The following is a 17168-nucleotide window of genomic DNA, read 5'->3' as shown; positions in this document are numbered from 1 at the left end:
ATCCGCGGGACCGGAGATTCGAACGACGGAACCGAGTGGCTTCAGTGGCGCTTGGCTTGGACGAGGTAGGCGTCGATCTCGGTCTCGCCCAGCCACTTGGCCGCTTCCAACCGGTGCAGGCCTTCGACGAGGATGTGGCGCTTGCCGTCATGGCGCACCTGGATCGGCGTCTTCATGCCGTTTTCCAGAATGTCCTCGGCCAGATGGCGGACGGTCTCGGGATGCAGCGTCTTCTTGCGCGCGGTCGGCACGTAAATGTCGTTGACCCTAACCTTTTGCACTCTCAGCATATCGGCTCCCGTGGCGGACAAGGCCGCGGTTTGTGAGATAGTCTGTTTGTCCGGCAAGGCCAAGGGAGCAGCCCGGCGATGGCTGGCCCGATCGTTTCCAATTGACGCTTGGCCGGCGGATGGCCGAAATGGCGGCCTTTCGACCTTAGCGGTGTCCATGAACCATCTGCCGACCGAGTTTCCCGATTTCGGACTGACGCCGGAGCAGCGACGCCAGGCGGTGCGCAGCCATTACTGGGAATGGCCGGGCATGGATGGCGGGCGCGGCGAGATCTGGTGCTATAGCGATCGTTTTTCCTACCGCCCCGGCGACATGGTGGCGCTGCATGTCAGCTCGACGGCCGCCAGCTTCGGCATTGTGGTCGTCCGTGACGGCGGCATGGAAGTGACGACGTTCGAGGAGGCCGGTATCGCGGCGCGCTGGCAGGATACGCCGGATCAGTGTTCGGTCGAGGGCTGCGGCTGGCAAGCATCGTTCGAATTTCGCATCGGCGACGACTGGCCGTCCGGTGCCTATCGCATCACGCTTGAAGCCGACGCTCGCGACGGCAATCCGATCCGCTGCCATCATCTTTTCATCGTCGCGCCGCAGCCCGGCAAGAAGCTTGGTCGTGTGCTGCAGGTGGCGGCCACCGGCACCTGGCTCGCCTACAACACATGGGGCGGTTCCAACCATTACGAAGGCATCACCGGGCCAGGCCGCGACAAGTATGCACGAATGGTGTCGACGCAGCGGCCTTGGTGCCGCGGCTTCGTCGTGCTGCCCAGGGACGCGCCGCGCGTGCCGCTCGAAGTCGCCGTGCCGCCGAAAACCGTGCCGCGCTATCCGCATATGGAATGGGCGTTTGCCACCGGCCATTCGAAGAAATACGCCTCGTCCGGCTGGGCAAGCTATGACAGCCATTTCTTCCGCTTCGCCGAGCGTGCCGGCTACGCCGTCGATCTTGCCAGCCAGCACGATCTGCATTTTTCGCCCGACATTCTCGACGGCTACGACTGCGTCGTCTTCGTCGGCCACGACGAATACTGGACCTGGGAGATGCGCGATGCGGTCGACACCTATGTCGAGCGCGGCGGCCATGCGGCGCGCTTCGCCGGCAATCTCATGTGGCAGACCAGGCTGGAGGACGAAGGCCGCCGGCAGGTCTGCTACAAATACCGCGCTCGCGCAGAGGACCCGGCCTATCGCGGCGGCGATATAAGGCGCGCCACCAATTCCTGGGAAGCGCCGGAAATCGGCCGGCCGGGTGCGGCGACCTTCGGCCTCAATGCGACAAGAGGCGTCTATGCGGGCTGGGGCGGCTGCGCGCCGCGCGGCGTACGCGGCTTTCCGGTCTACCGGCCTGAGCATTGGGCGTTTGCCGGCACCGGCATCTACTATGGCGACCTGCTCGGCGCCGACAGCCATGTCTATGGCTACGAGGTCGACGGGCTCGATTTCGAGATCCGCGGCGGCCTGCCCTACCCCACGCCCGACAGCGGCGCACCGGACGGCCTGCAGGTGCTCGCGGTCGGCATGGCTGCCCAGGTCGAGGAAAGCGCCGACATTCCGTTCGAGGACCAGTTCCTCGGCGACGAGGACGGTCGCTTCACCGCCGAAACGCTGTTCGGCGAGGCAAGCGACGCCAATCTCGACAAGGTCAAACGCGGCAACGGCATGATCGTCAATTTCCCGCGCGGCAAGGGCGAGGTGTTTCACGCAGGAAGCTGCGAATGGGTCGCCGGCCTGCTAAGGCAGGACGCGATGGTCGAGCGCGTCACCAGAAATGTCCTCGACCGCTATCTTGGAAAGCCATGACATGCTGAAGTCCCCTGTCCCGGAAGCCCGCGAAGCCTCGCATCTGTTTTATCTGTCCAGCCTGCGTCGGCCGCTGATCGACCGCGCCGAAGGCATCTACATGTGGACGCAGGATGGCCGCCGCTTCATCGACGGATCGAGCGGGCCGATGGTCGCCAATATCGGCCACTCCAACCGCAACGTGCTCGACGCGATGAAACGGCAGATGGACCGCGCCACCTTCGCCTACCGCCTGCATTTCGAGAACGAACCGGCCGAGGAGCTCGCGCGGCAACTGGCGGCCAAACTCCCCGAGGGCCTGGACCGCATCTTTTTCGTCTCCGGCGGCTCGGAGGCAACGGAATCCTGCGTCAAGCTGGTGCGGCAATGGGCGGTCGCCACCGGCCAGCCCAGCCGCTGGAAGGTGATCACGCGTTTTCCGTCCTATCATGGCGGCACGCTGGGTGCGCTCGCCGTCACCGGCGACGATGCGCTGGCCGAAACATTTGCGCCGATGATGCAAGTGATGCCGACCGTGCCGGCGCCCATCGCCTGGCGCGACCGCGACAATCTTTCGATGGAACAGCGCGGCATCCGCTATGCCGACATGCTGGAGGAGAAGATTCTCGCCGAGGGGCCGGACAGCGTGCTCGCCTTCATCATGGAGCCGGTCGGCGGCGCTGCCACGGCAGCACTGGTGGCGCCGGACAGCTACTATCCGCGCATCCGCGAGATCTGCGATCGCTACGGCATCCTGCTCATCCATGACGAGGTGATGAGCGGCGCCGGTCGCACCGGAAAATTCCTCGGCGGCGATCACTGGAACTGCAAGCCCGACATCGTTGCGCTGTCGAAGGGGCTGGGCTCGGGCTACGCGCCGCTCGGCGCGCTGGCGGCACCGATGCGGCTGGTGCAGCCATTGCTCGCATCGGGCGGCTTCCAGCATGGCCATACCTATGCCGGCAACCCGCTCGCCTGCGCCGCCGGGCTCGCCGTGCTCGGCGAGATGGACCGTCTCGGCCTGATCGCCAATGCGGCCGATATGGGCAAGCTTTTGATGGACGAGCTGAAGGGATTGGCGAAGCGGTTTCCGTTCATCGCCGACGTCCGCGGCAAGGGCCTGCTCACAGGTGCCGAAATGGTCGCCGACCCAGATACGCTGAGGCCGATCGAGCCGGCAAAGAAGGCCACCCAGCGGCTGCTCGACCTCGCCTATGAGCGCGGACTGATCATCTACGGACGCAAGGTCAAGGGCGGCGTCGACGGCGACAATTTCATGGTCGCGCCGCCGATGATCGTCACCGCCGCGCAGATCGGCGAGATCGTAGCCATCATCGGCGACTCGCTCGAAGTGCTGGCCGGTGAACTCGACCTGCCGGTCGAAGGCTGAGGGGCGAACCATGGCGCCGCGAAAAATCATTATCACCTGCGCCGTCACCGGGTCGGTGCACACACCATCGATGTCGCCGCATCTGCCGGTGACGCCGGACCAGATCGCCGCCGACGCGATCGCCGCCGCCGAAGCCGGTGCCTCGATCCTGCATCTTCACGCCCGCGACCCCAAGGATGGAAGGCCGACCGCCGACCCCGAGCTGTTCATGCAGTTCCTGCCGCGCATCAAGCAGGCGACCGACGCAGTGATCAACATCACCACCGGTGGCTCCTCGCTGATGACGCTCGACCAGCGGTTGGCCGCCCCGCTCAGGGCGGAGCCGGAAATGTGCTCGCTCAACATGGGCTCGATGAATTTCGCGCTGTTCCCCATGCTCGAGCGGCCGCGGGAGTGGCAGCACGAATGGGAGCCGAAGCTGCTCGAGGCGACCCGCGACACGATCTTCAAGAACACCTTTGCCGACATGGAGACGGTGCTTGAGAAGCTTGGGCGTGGTTGCGGCACGCGCTTTGAATTCGAGTGCTACGATGTCGGCCACCTCTACTCGCTGGCGCATTTCCGCGACCGCGGGCTGGTGTCGGGACCGCTGTTCATCCAGTTCGTGTTCGGCATCCTCGGTGGCATCGGCGCCGATCCCGAAAACCTGATCCACATGAAGCGCATCGCCGACAAACTGTTCGGCGACAGCTACCAGTTTTCGGTGCTGGCCGCCGGACGCCATCAGATGCCGATGATCTCGATTGCGGCGGCGATGGGCGGCAATGTCCGCGTCGGGCTGGAGGACAGCCTCTACGACGGGCGCCAACTGGCCAAGTCCAATGCCGACCAGGTCCGCCGTATCCGCAGCGTGCTCGACGGGCTGTCGCTGGACGTCGCGACGCCGGCCGAGGCGCGGCAGATGCTGGCGCTCAAGGGCGGCGACCGTGTGGCGTTCTGATGGTTGCGCTCCGGCACACCCCCCTCTGGCCTGCCGGCCATCTCTCCCTCAAGGGGAGAGATCGGCAGCTTCGATCTCGCTGCCCACCCTGCAACGTTGGTGAATGGCGAAACCCGGCGCGACATCCAATCTCCCCCCTTGAGGGGGAGATGTCCGGCAGGACAGAGGGGGGTGCCTGGGCGCCCTGCCTGCCGTGAGTACGCCATCCACAAACGTGCTTATCCGCCCCGGCCGGGTGGAGGACGTCGAAACCATCCACGCCGCACTCCTACGGCTCGGCGCGCATGTCGGCGCACATCAGGAGATCACCTCGACAGCTGCGGATCTCCGCACCTATGGATTTGGCGAAAAGCCTGCCTTCTCGACCTTGATCGCCGAAGTCGGCGGCGAATTTGCCGGGCTTTGCCTGCATTTTCCGATCTTCTCGACATGGATGGGACGACCCGGCGTCTATGTGCAGGACCTCTACGTCGAGGACCGGTTTCGCGGCCGCAGGATCGGCGAGCGCCTGCTGCGCCGGGTGGCGGCGCAGTGCCGGAAGGCAGGCGGCGTCTATCTCAGGCTGTCCGTCGATACCGACAACGAGACCGCCAAGGCTTTTTACGAACGGTTGGGCATTGCCTGGTCGAGCTACGAGCAGGTGCAGAAGATCGTCGGCGACGCCTTTTTCGCCTTCGCCGATGCACCGGAGGAGCCAACATGAAAGCCTTCTATGCCGAAGAACAGAAGCGCCACGACCCGAAGGCGTTCCTCTCAAGCGGCGCGCCGCAGCCCAATCCGGAAAAGCCGGAACGGGTCGAGCGATTGCTAGCCGGCGCAAAGGCTGCCGGCTGCACGATCGAACGGCCGCGGGATCACGGGCTCGGCCCGATTGCGGCGGTGCATACGCCCGAATATCTCGATTTCCTCCAGCATATCTTCGCGCGCTGGCAGCGCATCGAGGGTGCCTCTGCCGAGGTCATTCCCAACATCCATCCGATCGCGCGGCACGGCTCCTATCCTGCCTCGGCAGTCGGCCAGGCCGGCTACCACATGGCCGACACCGCCTGCCCGATCTCCGGCGAGACGTGGCAGAGCGCACTGTGGAGCGCCTGGAGCGCGGTTGAAGCAGCCGAGGCGGTGATGTCGGGCGTGCCTTCAGCCTATGCGCTCTGCCGTCCGCCCGGCCATCACGCCTTTGCCGAGGTCGCCGGCGGCTTCTGCTTCATCAACAATTCGGCGGTCGCCGCACGGGTTCTGCGCAAGCAAGCGGCGCGGGTGGCGATCCTCGACGTCGACCTGCATCACGGCAATGGCACGCAGGGCATCTTCTATGCCCGGCCGGACGTGCTCACCGTGTCGCTGCATGCCGACCCGGTGCGCTTCTATCCGTTTTTCTGGGGCCATGCCGACGAGCGCGGCGAAGGCGCCGGCCTCGGCTACAATCTCAACCTGCCGCTGCCGCGCAAATCCGGCGACGCCGCATTCCTCGAAGCACTGGACGTGGCTTTCCAGCGTATCCGCGCCTTTGCGCCAGAAGCGCTGGTGGTGGCGCTCGGCCTCGACGCCTTCGAGGGCGATCCGTTCGGTGGGCTGTCGGTGAGCACGCCCGGTTTCTCGCGCATTGGCGAGGCCATCGCCGGTCTCGGCCTATCGACAGTCATCGTCCAGGAAGGCGGCTATCTCTGCGACGAGCTCGGCGACAATCTCACCGCCTTCCTCACCGGTTTTGGCGGCGCCCACAAGCGATGATCGGCCCGCGAGGCGCGCTCAGGATCGTTCCTGCCTCAGCATGGCGACAACGCGGTGCACACTCTCCAGCGTCTCGTCGATCTCGGCTGAAGTGTTGTAATGAGCGATGCCTATGCGCACGACGCCCTGGTCGGCCGGAATGCCGAGCTGGTGCACAATCTCCCAGGCGTAGTTGTGGCCGGACCATAGGAAGATGTTTTCCGCATTCATCTGCCGCACGATCGCCTCCGGCACGATGCCTTGGACGGTGAAGGACACCGTCGGCACGCGCTCATTGATCCGCTTCGGATCGGTGATGCCGTGGATGGTCAGGCCGGCAATATCCGACAGACCGTCGATCAGCCGTTGCGCCAGCGGGTTCTCGTAAGCGATCGACAATTCGAAGGCCTTGGTTATTTTCTGGCGGCGCGATGCTTGATCGCCGGCCGCCGCGCCCAGCTCGGCAAGATAATCGACCGCCGCCGACAGGCCGGCCATCAATTCAATTTGCGGCGTGCCGAGCTCGAAGCGCTCCGGCAAGGCATTGGACGAGCAACGGCATTTGTACGGCTTCAGCGCATCGACGACGTCCAGCCTGCCCCACAAAATTCCCATATGTGGGCCGAAGAACTTGTAGGCCGAGCAGATCAGGAAATCACAGCCGAGATTTTGGACGTCGATCAGGCCATGCGGGGCGAACTGCACGGCATCAACGTAGACCAACGCACCGGCCTGCCTGGCAGTGCGGGTCAACGCCTTCACCCGGTTGATCGACCCCGGTGAGATTGCTGGCGTAGTTGAGCGCGATGAGCCGCGTCCTCTCGGAAAGCAGCGCGGCGAGCGCCGCCTCCTCGATCTGCCAGCTCTGCTGGTCGAAAGGTAGCCAGCGCACGACAAGGCCAAGGTCTTCAGCCAGTTGCAGCCAGGGTGAGATGTTGCCCTCATGGTCCATGCGGGTGAGGATGATCTCGTCGCCGGGTTTCATCGTACGGCCAAGCGTTCGCGACATGTGGTAGGTCAACGTCGTCATGTTGGCGCCGATGATGATTTCCCGCGGACTTGCCGCGCCAAGGAAATCCGCCATCGCCAGATGGGCCTCGTCGACGATGTCTTGTGCCGCGATGGTGGTCTCGAAGAAGCCGCCGAGATTGGCATTGGTGGTCAGCAGGCAGCGTGACACCGCGTCCGCCACCGCCTGCGGCACCTGCGTGCCGGCAGGATTGTCGAGATAGATGCGCCTGCGGCCCTTGTCGGTCAGCGACAAGGCCGGAAATTTTGCGCGCACCGCGTCGATCCGGAAGTCCATGGCTGTTCCCCTCCCCTTATGATCATCGGACGATCACGTCTCGACGCCTCACGGGCACGGATTGCCGACGCGCTGGTGGATCGCATCGACGGCTTTCTGCATGTCCTCGGTCCAGACCACGTTGGCGGAAGAGAGCGCCATTTCGAGTTGCGAAATGGTGGTGGCACCGATGATGTTCGAAGTGACCAAGGGCCGGTTCGAGACATAGGCATTGGCAAACAGGGCCGGCTCCATGCCGAAGGTGCGCGCCAACCGGTTGTATTCGAGCTGCACTTCGGCAGCATTCGGCGTCTCGTAGCGCTGGCCGCGGTTGAACAACTGCGAGCGCGAGCCCTGCGGCCGCGCGCCATGATCGTATTTGCCGGTCAAATAGCCTTGCGCCAGCGGCGAATAGGCAAGCAGCGACACCTGCTCGCGCTCGCAGACTTCGGCAAGGTTCACCTCGAAGGTGCGGTTGACGAAATTATAGGCGTTCTGCAACGAGACGACGCGCGGGCCGAGGCCCTTGTCGGCTTCGGCAATGAAACGCATGACGCCCCAGGAATTCTCGTTCGACAGGCCGAAGTGGCGGATCTTGCCGGCCTTCACCAGCTCGTCGAACACACCAAGCGTCTCGGCGATCGGCGTCTCGCCCTCCGGCACGCCGGCGGCATCGGAGCGTCGCGGCACGGCGCCGATGCGGTTCGGATTGGCGCCCCACGGTACGTCGCGTTCCGGCCAATGGATCTGGTAGAGATCGATGTAATCGGTGTTGAGCCTGGCGAGTGACTTATCAATAGCGTCGAAGATGTCGGCGCGCACCAGCTTCGACGGGCGGTCGCCGCGAAACCAGGTGTTGGCGGTGCGGCCAACCACTTTCGAGGCGATGATCACCTGGCCGCGATTGCGCTTCTCCTTCATCCAGTTGCCGATGATTGTCTCGGTGCGGCCCTGCGTCTCGGCCTTGGGCGGGATCGGATAGAGTTCGGCGGTGTCGATGAAATTGACGCCGCGCGCAAACGCCAAATCCATCTGAGCGTGACCGTCCGCCTCGGTGTTCTGCTGGCCCCAGGTCATCGAGCCGAGGCAGATCTGCGACACGAAAAGATCGGTCTGGCCGAGGCGGCGTTTGTGCATGGAGGTTCTCCGGCGGGAATTTTGCGCGGCTGCGCGAGGAGGAAGCAATAGCATACAGGAAAGCGCCGGCCGCTTCCAAGCCCGCCGCCGGCAGGCCAGGCGACTTTCCCAGGATGCCGGCGAACGGGGTTTATCCCCACGGCCAATAAAAAGCCGGACTGCATGTGCATGCAGTCCGGAAGTTCGCCAGGAATGGCGAGGAAAAACCGGCCAAATGCCGGCACTGACGCATACGGTCGAAGTGCCGCAGAAGTTTCGCCGGACCAGCCGAATTATGTCAAAAAAGATCGGGGCAGCATGGCTGCCATGCGAATGCTGCACTGCACAATCGTCATGATCCGCCTATATTGAAGGCCGCGGAGGTTTCAATAGAGGGGCTTGAATCATGGGATTCTTCACTGAAATGTTCGCCCGTCCGCGTCCGCGGGAACAGCTGCGCTATCGCGCGGCACTGGCGCTACTCCATTCGATGAGCAATGCCGATCGCGCCGATATCGGGGTCAAGCCGGCCGATTTCCCACGCATCGCCCGGGAAATGTCCTTGCGCTAAACAGTGCACCGCGAGATATCCCGGCGCGGCCGGGATATCTCCTGAGCGAATCTCAACGCAATCCGAGGAAGATCGACTTGCCCAATGGCACGCCGTTGTGGCGCAGGATGTCATAGGCAGTGGTCAGGTGGAAATAGAAATTGGGCATGGCGGCATGCAACAGATACTGCATTCCTGGCATCGAAACCTCGCGTCCCGCAAGCCTCAGTTCGACCATCCTGTCATCTGAACCATCGAATTCGGCCGCCGAAAATGTCGCGAGATGAGCCAATGTCTTGCTAAGGCGGGCCTGCAGATCGGCGAAGCTCGCCTCATTGTCCTCGTATTTTGGCACCTCACGCCCGGCCAGCCGCGACGGCGCGCCCTTGGCGTGATCGGTGGCAATCTGTACCTGCCTGGTCAGGGCGAACATGTCCGGCGCCAGCCTCGCCGTGAGATACACCTGCGGATCGATCTTCCGGTCAGCCGCATTTTGCTCGGCAATGCTCAGGACGTTGGCCAGTGCCTTCAGCCTCGCCGAAAATACCGGCACGGATGCTTCATACATTGATATGGTCACAAGAAATCTCCACGCGGCCCGACTGCCGACGGCGAGAGGTAGCGCTTTCGCACGCGATTGTTCAAGCGTCACCACGTCGCCGCAATCGATATGATAGGATTTTTCATCGAGTGGAGGTTCCCGATGAGACGCGCCCTTTTCGCAACGGCTGCTTTTATCTCTCTTGCCGGCCAATCGGCGCTCGCCGCAGACGCGCCTTATATCGACGACAGGTCGAATGCCGAAGCGGTCATCCGGTCGCTTTATAGTGCCATCAGCCGGCACGAATTCGCGCGCGCCTGGGACTATTTCGGCGACACCAAGCCGGCCAAGGATTTCAACTCCTTCGTCAAAGGCTATGACGGCACCGACACGGTCGACGTAAAAACCGGTGGTGTGTCCGAAGACGGTGCTGCCGGCAGTATCTACTACAGCGTTCCGGTCGCCATCCGGGCGACAGCCAAGGACGGCAGCGAAAATGTCTTTGCCGGCTGCTATACGCTGCGCCAGATCAACGCCTCGATCCAGGAACCGCCATTTCGCTCGATCTTCATCGACAAGGGTGCGCTGAAACCGTCAAAGGCCGATTTCGAGGATGCCGTGCCGGCAAGCTGCGGCGAAGGACCGCCGCCGCCGAAGAAGGACGCAGCGCTTGAGCAGGCCAACAGAGCGTTTGCCACGACTTATGGCGACCAGTGCGACAAGGATCTTTTGGCGCAGGAGCCGGACATTTTCTCGATCCACTATAAGGACAAGGATGCGGCTGCCAGTGATCCCGAAAGGGAAACGCGGCTTTTCCACTTCTCCTGCTCGGCCGCGGCCTATAACGAAAGCTCTATTTATTACATGAGCGACGACGTGCTCGGCGTCAGGCAATTGCAGTTCGCCGAACCCGAAATGGACATTCGCTACGAAAACAACGACAGCGAAGGCAAATTGCTGGGCATGACCATAGTTGGCTTCCAGACCTCCGGCTGGGCAACCAATTCCGATTACGACGAAGAGACCAAGACGATCGCTACGTTCAACAAATGGCGTGGCATCGGCGATGCCTCTTCATCGGGGACATATCTGTTTCGCAACGGCGATTTTTCCCTGGTCCAGTACGACGTCGACGCGTCTTACGACGGCGAGGAAAATCCGCAGACGGTCGTCGACTACAACACCGCGCCCTAGGGGGCCTTCGATAACATCCAGTTGAGTGTACCCCGCCAGTCGGTCATGCGGATTGGCGTGCCATGCGTGCCAGTTTCAAAACGGACGAAGCGGGTCGGATAGGTTCTCGATTTGGCTAGGATCGATCGGAAGAAGCCTTCCTGTTTCTCGATTGGAAACACCGGGTCCTTGCTACCCTGGCCGAAGAAGACCGGCACACGACGCTTGAATGCGGGGCTTGAGAAGAAACTCTCATCCCACAGCGAGCCGAGCAGCAGCAGCCCGTCGATGCGCCCGCCGGTGTCCTTGCGATCGGCCAGCTTCCAGCATAACGAACCGCCCATCGAGCCACAGGCGACGAAGATTTTTGCGCCCGGCGACTGCTCGGCATAGTGGCCGATCAACGCAGCGATCTGGGCGGCACCGGTGTCGCCGAAGTCGGAAAAATCCGGCGACAGATAGAGGCCGCCATTGCCGGCCATCAGGTTCTTGATGCGGTTGAAATTGCCGCCAAAGGTGATGTCGTCGGTGCCCTGCTTACGGCTGCCGCCCTGCCCGTGCAGGTAAAGCACGATGATGCTGGCGCCCCCGACTTTGCCGACGGCAATGTGGCGGACATCTCCAGCGTCGGTCTTCAGCAACAGATCCTGCTGCACCTTGCGCACGCCGGTATCGGTGTATTGCGCGTGCACACGACGCTCAGGCACTTCGTCACGGGCGTTGATGTCGCGCAACTCACGATAGTCGATGACCGTATAGGCGCCGTTGTTTTCGGATGAGAGCGTCGCCGGATAGGCGAACAGATCATCCTTGAAGGGTTTGAGTTCGAGAGCGTTGGCGTAGGCGGCACAAGAGAGCGACAAAAAAATCGCGATCAGCAGGGCCGGGAGGCCAGAGGGGGGCAAGCGGAACCGGAAGCAAGAACGAAAGGCCATCCCGCAGCCATGCGTTTTTCGGCTTCGGTTTGTCAATCCTGCAGCACGCCGCCGGCGCTTTCCAGCGCCTCGCGCGTGTCGACATCGACGGCCGCCCCTTCGCCGATCTCGACATCGATGACGTCGAGCCCTTCGGCCTCGACCAGATGACGGGCACCGGTATCGCCTTCGAGGTGAGCGATGGCGGCGAACAGCGAGCGCGGCAGCAGCACCGGGTTGCCGCGCCGGCCATTATGAGAGGCGCGCACCACCGATCGCCCTTCGGACTTGCGGAACGCCTCGATCAGCCTGTCGAGGTCGGCCGAGGCGACGCCCGGCATATCGCCGAGGACGATCAGGGCGCCGGCGGCGTCGCCAGAAACCTTGGCGATGCCTGCCTTCAGCGACGAAGACAGACCCTCGGCGAAATCCGGATTGTCGGCGAAGGTCACATCCATGCCCGACAGTGCGCTGCGCACGCGCTCGCGCTCGTGGCCGGTGACGACGATGGTGGCCGCGGCTTTCGAACCGACCGCGCGTTCGGCGGTGCGGCGGACCAGGGGCTTGCCGTCGAACAGCGCCAAAAGCTTGTTCGGCCCGCTCATGCGGCTGGAGCGGCCGGCCGCCAGAAGCACCGTCTCGACCCTTGGTTCTGCTTTGGCCGGCAGCGGCTCGCGCGGCTGCGGCCGCGTCGGAATTTCCATCAGCAGCCCGCCAACGCCCATGCCGGCAATATCCCTGGCGGTCACGTCGAGACCAGCAATCAGCCGGTCGAGCACCCAGTCGAAGCCGTTCTCCTTGGGGCTACGGGCGCAACCGGGCGCACCGATGATGCGCTTGCCGCCTAGATTGCCGAGCACCAGCAGATTGCCAGGATCGACCGGCATGCCGGCGCGAATGACGGTGCCGCTTGCCCTTTCGATGGCGGCGGGCACGACGTCGCCGAAATCGGCCATCGCCGAGGCGCCGAAGATCACCACCATATCGTTGTCGCGGATCAGCGAGGCGGCAGCCTCGGCGACGGGGCTGACCTCATGCGGGGTTCGACGCTCCGTCGTCAGCCGGCTGCCCGAACGCGCCAGGCGCGCTTCGGTGACGCGCAGCGTCTTGTCGAGCACGCTCGGCTTGATGCCGGGCAGCACCGTCTGGATGAGGCCGACGCGCACCGGCTGATAGGCGTTGACCGCAAAAATCTCGCCCTCGGCGCAGATCCTTGCCACCGCATCGACCAAAGCGAAGGCGACCGCAAACGGAATGATTTTCACCGTCGCAACCATCTGACCTTTTTCGACCGGCGCATGCTGCGCCAGCGTGGCGATGGTAATCGTCGGATCGACGGCATTGATGGCGTCGATCATCGCCGCGTCGACGGTGAATATGCCGGCAGCCTGCGCGTGGAGGTTGACCCTGCCGGTCGCAGCGCGCTTCGCCTCGATGTTGCGATGGATCATATATGCGGCGAGCTTTTCGGCCGCGGCATCCTCGCTGAGATCATCGGGCGCCAACACCGCCGCGACGACCTCGGAAATCCCGGAGGCCTTCAACAGGGACACATCCTCGGCGCTTAGCCTGTGCGCCTTGCGGAAGCGGCGCTCTCCGGCTGTGGTGGCGTGCGCCAGCACTGCCCCTTCGGCCGCATCGATCGGAACGGGACCAAATTTCACGCGACCGCGCCTTTGGATTCGAGGCCGCGAGAGCGAAAGGCGTGGATCGCTTGCGCCAACACCGCGACGGCGATCTCGGCCGGGCTGGCAGCCCCAATGTCGAGGCCGATCGGTGCATGAATGCGGGCGATCTGGTCGGCGGTCGCGCCCAAGGCCAGCAAGCGTTCGACGCGTTTCGCATGGGTCTTGCGACTGCCAAGCGCCCCGACATAGAAGCAGTTGGCGTCGAGCGCCGCCTTCAGCGCGAAATCGTCGATCTTCGGATCATGAGTGAGGGCAGCCAGCGCGGTATAGCCGTCGAGCGGCTGACGCTTCAGGACATCCTCCGGCCATTCGGCATGCAGCGCGATGTCGGGAAAGCGGTCGGACGTGGCAAACGCCGTGCGGGGATCGATGATCTCGACGGGATAGCCGGCGATCCTGGCCATCGGTGCAAGCGCCTGGCTGATGTGGACGGCGCCGATCACCACCAGGCGTGGCTGCGGCAGATGTGCGTTGAGGAAGAAGGCCCGTCCCTCAGCTTCGACCGACCCGGAATTGCCGGTGCGGAATGCCTTGGCGATGGCTGCCCCGAGTTCGCCGGCAACCTGGTCGCCCTCGCGCACGATACGGTCCCGGCCGTCACCAAGATCGGTTACCAAAATCGCCGCGCGGCGGGCACGACGTTCGGCGTTGAGTGTCTTCAGCGCGTAAGGATCCATCGACAATCAGCCCAATCTTTCGACATAGACCTTGATGCGGCCGCCACAGGACAGGCCGACCTGCCACGCAGTCTCATCGGCGACCCCGAACTCCAGCATCTTCGCCTTGCCGCTATCGATGACGTCGATTGCTTCGGTCACCACTGCGCCTTCGACGCAGCCGCCCGAAACGGAGCCATGGAAATTGCCTTCGGTGTCGATGACCAGATGGCTACCGACCGGCCGCGGTGCCGAACCCCAGGTTTCGACCACGGTGGCAATGGCGACGTCCTTGCCGTCCTTCATCCAGCCCTCCGCGATGATCAGCGGGTCGCGGGCTTCATCGAGATAGACACTGTGTTCCATGATTTTCTCCCTGGGAGACATGTGGTTATGCGACGCGCTTCGCGCCAGCCTGGATCCACCGGCGCGGGTCGACCGAACGCACCGAATTCTTGTCCAGCGACGCACAGAGATCGGCGAGCGCGTCGAGATTGTGCACCGAACGGAATTCGTCGACATGCGGCAGCATCGCCCTGACGCCGCGGGCGCGCGCCTCGAAGCCGTCGAAGCGCAGCAGCGGGTTCAGCCAGATCAGCCGCCGGCAGGATTTATGCAGCCGTTCCATTTCCTCCGACAGGCCGGCGACCTCGTCGCGCTCCAGCCCATCGGTGATCAGCAGTACCACCGCGCCTTGCCCCAGCACGCGGCGCGACCAAAAACGGTTGAATTCTGCCAGCGTATCGCCGATGCGCGTGCCGCCCGACCAGTCCTTTACCGCGGCAGAACAGTCGGCGAGTGCGGCATCGGGATCGCGATGCCGCATCTGACGGGTCAGATTGGTAAGCCTGGTGCCGAAGACGAAGGCGTGCACGCGCCGGCGCTTTTCCGTCAGCGCATGCAGGAAATGCAGGAAGATCCGCGTGTACTGGCTCATAGAACCGGAAATGTCGGCAAGCACCACCAGCGGCGGATGGACTTCGCGGGGCGAGCGGAATTTAGGCAGGATCAACTCGCCGCCGGTGCGCGCAGCCGAGCGCATCATGGCGCGCGGATCGATACGGCGGCCATGCGCATCGGCTTTGAAACGCCGCGTCTGAACCATGTCGAAGGGCAGCCGCAACTGGGCGATCGCTATCTTGGCGTCGGCCATCTCGGCGGCGTTCATCTGGGCAAAATCCTTGCCTCTCAGCACCTCGTTGCCGGAGAAGGTGAAGCGCGCGTCGACCTCGATCTCGGGAACTTCCTGCGCCGGCTGGTTCTTCTGGTGACCCTCGAACATCGCCTGGCTGACGCGGTTCTCGGCCGCGCGGGGTTTTTGCTTCCCTTTGTTGTCGGGAGCGATCGGCGAAAAGATCGCCAGCATCTTTTCGATCAGCTCGTGCGACTTCCAGAACAGCCGGAAGGTCTCGTCGAAGGTGGCGTGATCTTCGTGCCTCGAGACCAGCACGGCGTGCAGCGTCCAGTAGAAATCGTCACGCGAGCCGATGCCGGCAGCGAGCACTGCCTCGATGGCGTCTTTGACCGAGGCCGGTCCGACACGCATACCGGCCTTGCGCAAGGTGCGGGAGAAATAGACGACGTTGTCGGCGATCCGCCCGTCCGCCGTTGCCTCTTTGGGTTCCGCACGCGGCATCGCCCTACTCCGCCGCCGACAGCTCGGCCTTGACCTCGTTGAGGATGCGCCGGCCTTCGCCCTCACCGATGCGGGCAATATCGTCCTGGTATTTCAGCAGCACGCCAATCGTGTCGGAAACCGTCTCAGGGTCCAACGCCACCTTGTCGAGTTCGGTCAGCGCGCCGGCCCAGTCGATGGTCTCGGCGACGCCGGGCACCTTGAACAGCTCGATCTGACGCAGCTTCTGGATGAATGAAACGACCTCGGCCGAAAGCCGGCTGTTGGCCTGCGGCACCTTTCGGCGGACGATCTCAAGCTCGCGCTCGGCATTGGGATAATCGACCCAGTGATAAAGGCAGCGCCGCTTCAGCGCGTCGTGGATTTCGCGCGTGCGGTTGGTGGTGATGATGACGATCGGCGGCTCCTCCGCCTTGATGGTGCCGAGTTCGGGCACCGTCACCTGGAAATCGGAAAGGATTTCGAGCAGGAATGCCTCGAAGGCCTCGTCGGTGCGGTCGAGTTCGTCGATCAGGAACACCGGTGCGGCGCCCGCCTTGCCAGTCAGCGCATCGAGCACCGGGCGGCGGATCAGATACTTTTCGGAAAAGACGTTGCGTTCCATGTCGGAGCGGTCGACCTTGCCGGCCGCCTCCTCCATGCGGATTTCGATCATCTGCGCGGCGTAGTTCCACTCGTAGACGGCAGACGAGACATCGAGCCCTTCATAGCATTGCAGGCGGATCAGCCTACGGCCAAGGGCCTCGGCCAGCACCTTGGCGATCTCGGTCTTGCCGACGCCGGCCTCACCCTCAAGGAACAGCGGACGCTTCATGCGCAGCGACAAAAACAGCACAGTCGCCAGCGACCGGTCCGCCACATAATCCGCACCGGTCAACAGATCGAGCGTCTCGTCGATGGTCCGCGGCACGGGGCGCGATTTCAGCTCGGTCATTTGATCTCCATGGACGCGGCCATCAAAGCCTCTACAGAGCGTGGTAGCTGCGGTCGTGATAGATCAGCGGCCGCAAATTATCGCCGGTGCGCAGGCCTGTCACCTTGCCAAAAAGCACACGATGAGTGGCCAAATCCTTGGTGTCGATCAGCTCGCAGTCGAAGACGGCAAGCGCGCCCTTCAACGTCGGCGCACCGGTCGAGATGACGTCCCATTCGGCCAATGCGAAACGCTCCTCGACCGGCAGGCCGGTGATGCCGGAAAAGCCGATCGACAGCGGCTCCTGATCCGAAGCCAGCGTGTTCAGGGCAAATTTGCCGTTTTTCACAAACGGCTCGTTCTTGGGATTTTCACGATTGAGGCAGACCAGGATGGTCGGCGGCGTGTCCGACACCGAGCAGGCCGCGATCACCGTCGCGCCACGCTTGCCCGCCGGGCCATCAGTGGTGACCACATGCACATGGCCGGCAAAATGGGCCATAGCGTCGCGGTAGGCCTGCGGCCCGATTTCATTCTTCTTCAGCACCGATGATTTTCCGTTAGTCAGAACCAGCCGTTATATATGACC

Annotated in this window: 17 protein-coding genes and 1 pseudogene; 7 read left to right on the top strand and 11 right to left on the bottom strand. The window is 63.4% G+C overall.

What is annotated here, in order from left to right:
- Positions 1–41 precede the first annotated feature (41 nt).
- Complete coding sequence (locus tag NKJ09_RS26855; RefSeq protein WP_352481155.1) at positions 42–290, bottom strand: ParB N-terminal domain-containing protein; 249 nt, start codon at positions 288–290, stop codon at positions 42–44.
- Positions 291–447: 157 nt separating this feature from the next.
- On the opposite strand from NKJ09_RS26855, the gene NKJ09_RS26850 reads away from it, so the two are divergent.
- The 5 genes from NKJ09_RS26850 to NKJ09_RS26830 all read left to right on the top strand — a co-directional run bounded on the left by NKJ09_RS26850 (position 448) and on the right by NKJ09_RS26830 (position 6128).
- Positions 448–2088: a N,N-dimethylformamidase beta subunit family domain-containing protein gene (locus NKJ09_RS26850; RefSeq protein ID WP_352495815.1), complete on the top strand. Its 1641-nt coding sequence runs from the start codon at positions 448–450 to the stop codon at positions 2086–2088.
- Between the two features lies 1 nt (position 2089).
- A complete protein-coding gene (locus NKJ09_RS26845; RefSeq protein ID WP_352495814.1) occupies positions 2090–3457 on the top strand; it encodes an aminotransferase family protein in 1368 nt (455 codons plus the stop codon).
- A 10-nt stretch (positions 3458–3467) separates the two neighbouring features.
- Complete coding sequence (kce, locus tag NKJ09_RS26840; protein ID WP_352515788.1) at positions 3468–4397, top strand: 3,5-dioxohexanoate:acetyl-CoA acetone transferase; 930 nt, start codon at positions 3468–3470, stop codon at positions 4395–4397.
- A 193-nt stretch (positions 4398–4590) separates the two neighbouring features.
- Entirely contained in the window at positions 4591–5100 is a 510-nt protein-coding gene (locus tag NKJ09_RS26835; RefSeq protein ID WP_352495812.1) for a GNAT family N-acetyltransferase, read from the top strand.
- Entirely contained in the window at positions 5097–6128 is a 1032-nt protein-coding gene (locus NKJ09_RS26830; RefSeq protein WP_023717413.1) for a histone deacetylase family protein, read from the top strand. The genes NKJ09_RS26835 and NKJ09_RS26830 overlap by 4 nt, the downstream gene beginning before the upstream one ends.
- An 18-nt stretch (positions 6129–6146) precedes the next feature.
- Here the strand turns inward: NKJ09_RS26830 and NKJ09_RS26825 are convergent.
- Positions 6147–7413: pseudogene (locus NKJ09_RS26825) on the bottom strand (cysteine desulfurase-like protein).
- Between the two features lie 48 nt (positions 7414–7461).
- Complete coding sequence (locus NKJ09_RS26820; protein ID WP_023717412.1) at positions 7462–8529, bottom strand: aldo/keto reductase; 1068 nt, start codon at positions 8527–8529, stop codon at positions 7462–7464.
- Positions 8530–8914: 385 nt separating this feature from the next.
- Here NKJ09_RS26820 and NKJ09_RS26815 point away from each other — a divergent pair, with 385 nt between their 5' ends.
- Positions 8915–9079, top strand: a complete 165-nt coding sequence (locus NKJ09_RS26815) for a hypothetical protein (RefSeq protein ID WP_023674744.1) — start codon at positions 8915–8917, stop codon at positions 9077–9079.
- Between the two features lie 52 nt (positions 9080–9131).
- On the opposite strand, the gene NKJ09_RS26810 is transcribed toward NKJ09_RS26815, so the two are convergent.
- Complete coding sequence (locus NKJ09_RS26810) at positions 9132–9638, bottom strand: DUF1993 domain-containing protein (protein WP_023717410.1); 507 nt, start codon at positions 9636–9638, stop codon at positions 9132–9134.
- 123 nt (positions 9639–9761) lie between these two features.
- Here NKJ09_RS26810 and NKJ09_RS26805 point away from each other — a divergent pair, with 123 nt between their 5' ends.
- Positions 9762–10793, top strand: a complete 1032-nt coding sequence (locus tag NKJ09_RS26805; RefSeq protein WP_023717409.1) for a DUF1176 domain-containing protein — start codon at positions 9762–9764, stop codon at positions 10791–10793.
- Here the strand turns inward: NKJ09_RS26805 and NKJ09_RS26800 are convergent.
- Genes NKJ09_RS26800 through NKJ09_RS26770 form a run of 7 tightly spaced genes read right to left on the bottom strand, consistent with a single transcriptional unit; the run spans position 10790 to position 17126 of the window.
- Entirely contained in the window at positions 10790–11707 is a 918-nt protein-coding gene (locus NKJ09_RS26800; protein ID WP_084642439.1) for an alpha/beta hydrolase, read from the bottom strand. The genes NKJ09_RS26805 and NKJ09_RS26800 overlap by 4 nt on opposite strands.
- Positions 11708–11739: 32 nt before the next feature.
- Positions 11740–13350, bottom strand: coding sequence for an NTP transferase domain-containing protein (locus tag NKJ09_RS26795; protein ID WP_352495811.1), 1611 nt, complete (start codon positions 13348–13350; stop codon positions 11740–11742).
- On the bottom strand, positions 13347–14051 hold the full coding sequence (locus tag NKJ09_RS26790) for an XdhC family protein (protein WP_352481162.1): 705 nt from the start codon (positions 14049–14051) through the stop codon (positions 13347–13349). The genes NKJ09_RS26795 and NKJ09_RS26790 overlap by 4 nt, the downstream gene beginning before the upstream one ends.
- 6 nt (positions 14052–14057) lie before the next feature.
- Positions 14058–14396: an XdhC family protein gene (locus NKJ09_RS26785; RefSeq protein ID WP_023717405.1), complete on the bottom strand. Its 339-nt coding sequence runs from the start codon at positions 14394–14396 to the stop codon at positions 14058–14060.
- 25 nt (positions 14397–14421) lie between these two features.
- Positions 14422–15666: a vWA domain-containing protein gene (locus tag NKJ09_RS26780; RefSeq protein WP_352495810.1), complete on the bottom strand. Its 1245-nt coding sequence runs from the start codon at positions 15664–15666 to the stop codon at positions 14422–14424.
- A 4-nt stretch (positions 15667–15670) separates the two neighbouring features.
- Positions 15671–16600: an AAA family ATPase gene (locus NKJ09_RS26775; protein WP_352495809.1), complete on the bottom strand. Its 930-nt coding sequence runs from the start codon at positions 16598–16600 to the stop codon at positions 15671–15673.
- A 31-nt stretch (positions 16601–16631) separates the two neighbouring features.
- The gene (locus NKJ09_RS26770; protein WP_023717402.1) at positions 16632–17126 is read right to left on the bottom strand and encodes a flavin reductase; all 495 of its coding nucleotides are present in this window, start codon (positions 17124–17126) and stop codon (positions 16632–16634) included.
- Positions 17127–17168: the final 42 nt, after the last annotated feature.

Source organism: Mesorhizobium sp. M0189, assembly GCF_040322135.1.
Lineage (GTDB): Bacteria > Pseudomonadota > Alphaproteobacteria > Rhizobiales > Rhizobiaceae > Mesorhizobium.
The sequence above is the reverse complement of the archived record's forward strand: the minus strand, read 5'-3'. Positions and strand labels throughout refer to the sequence as shown.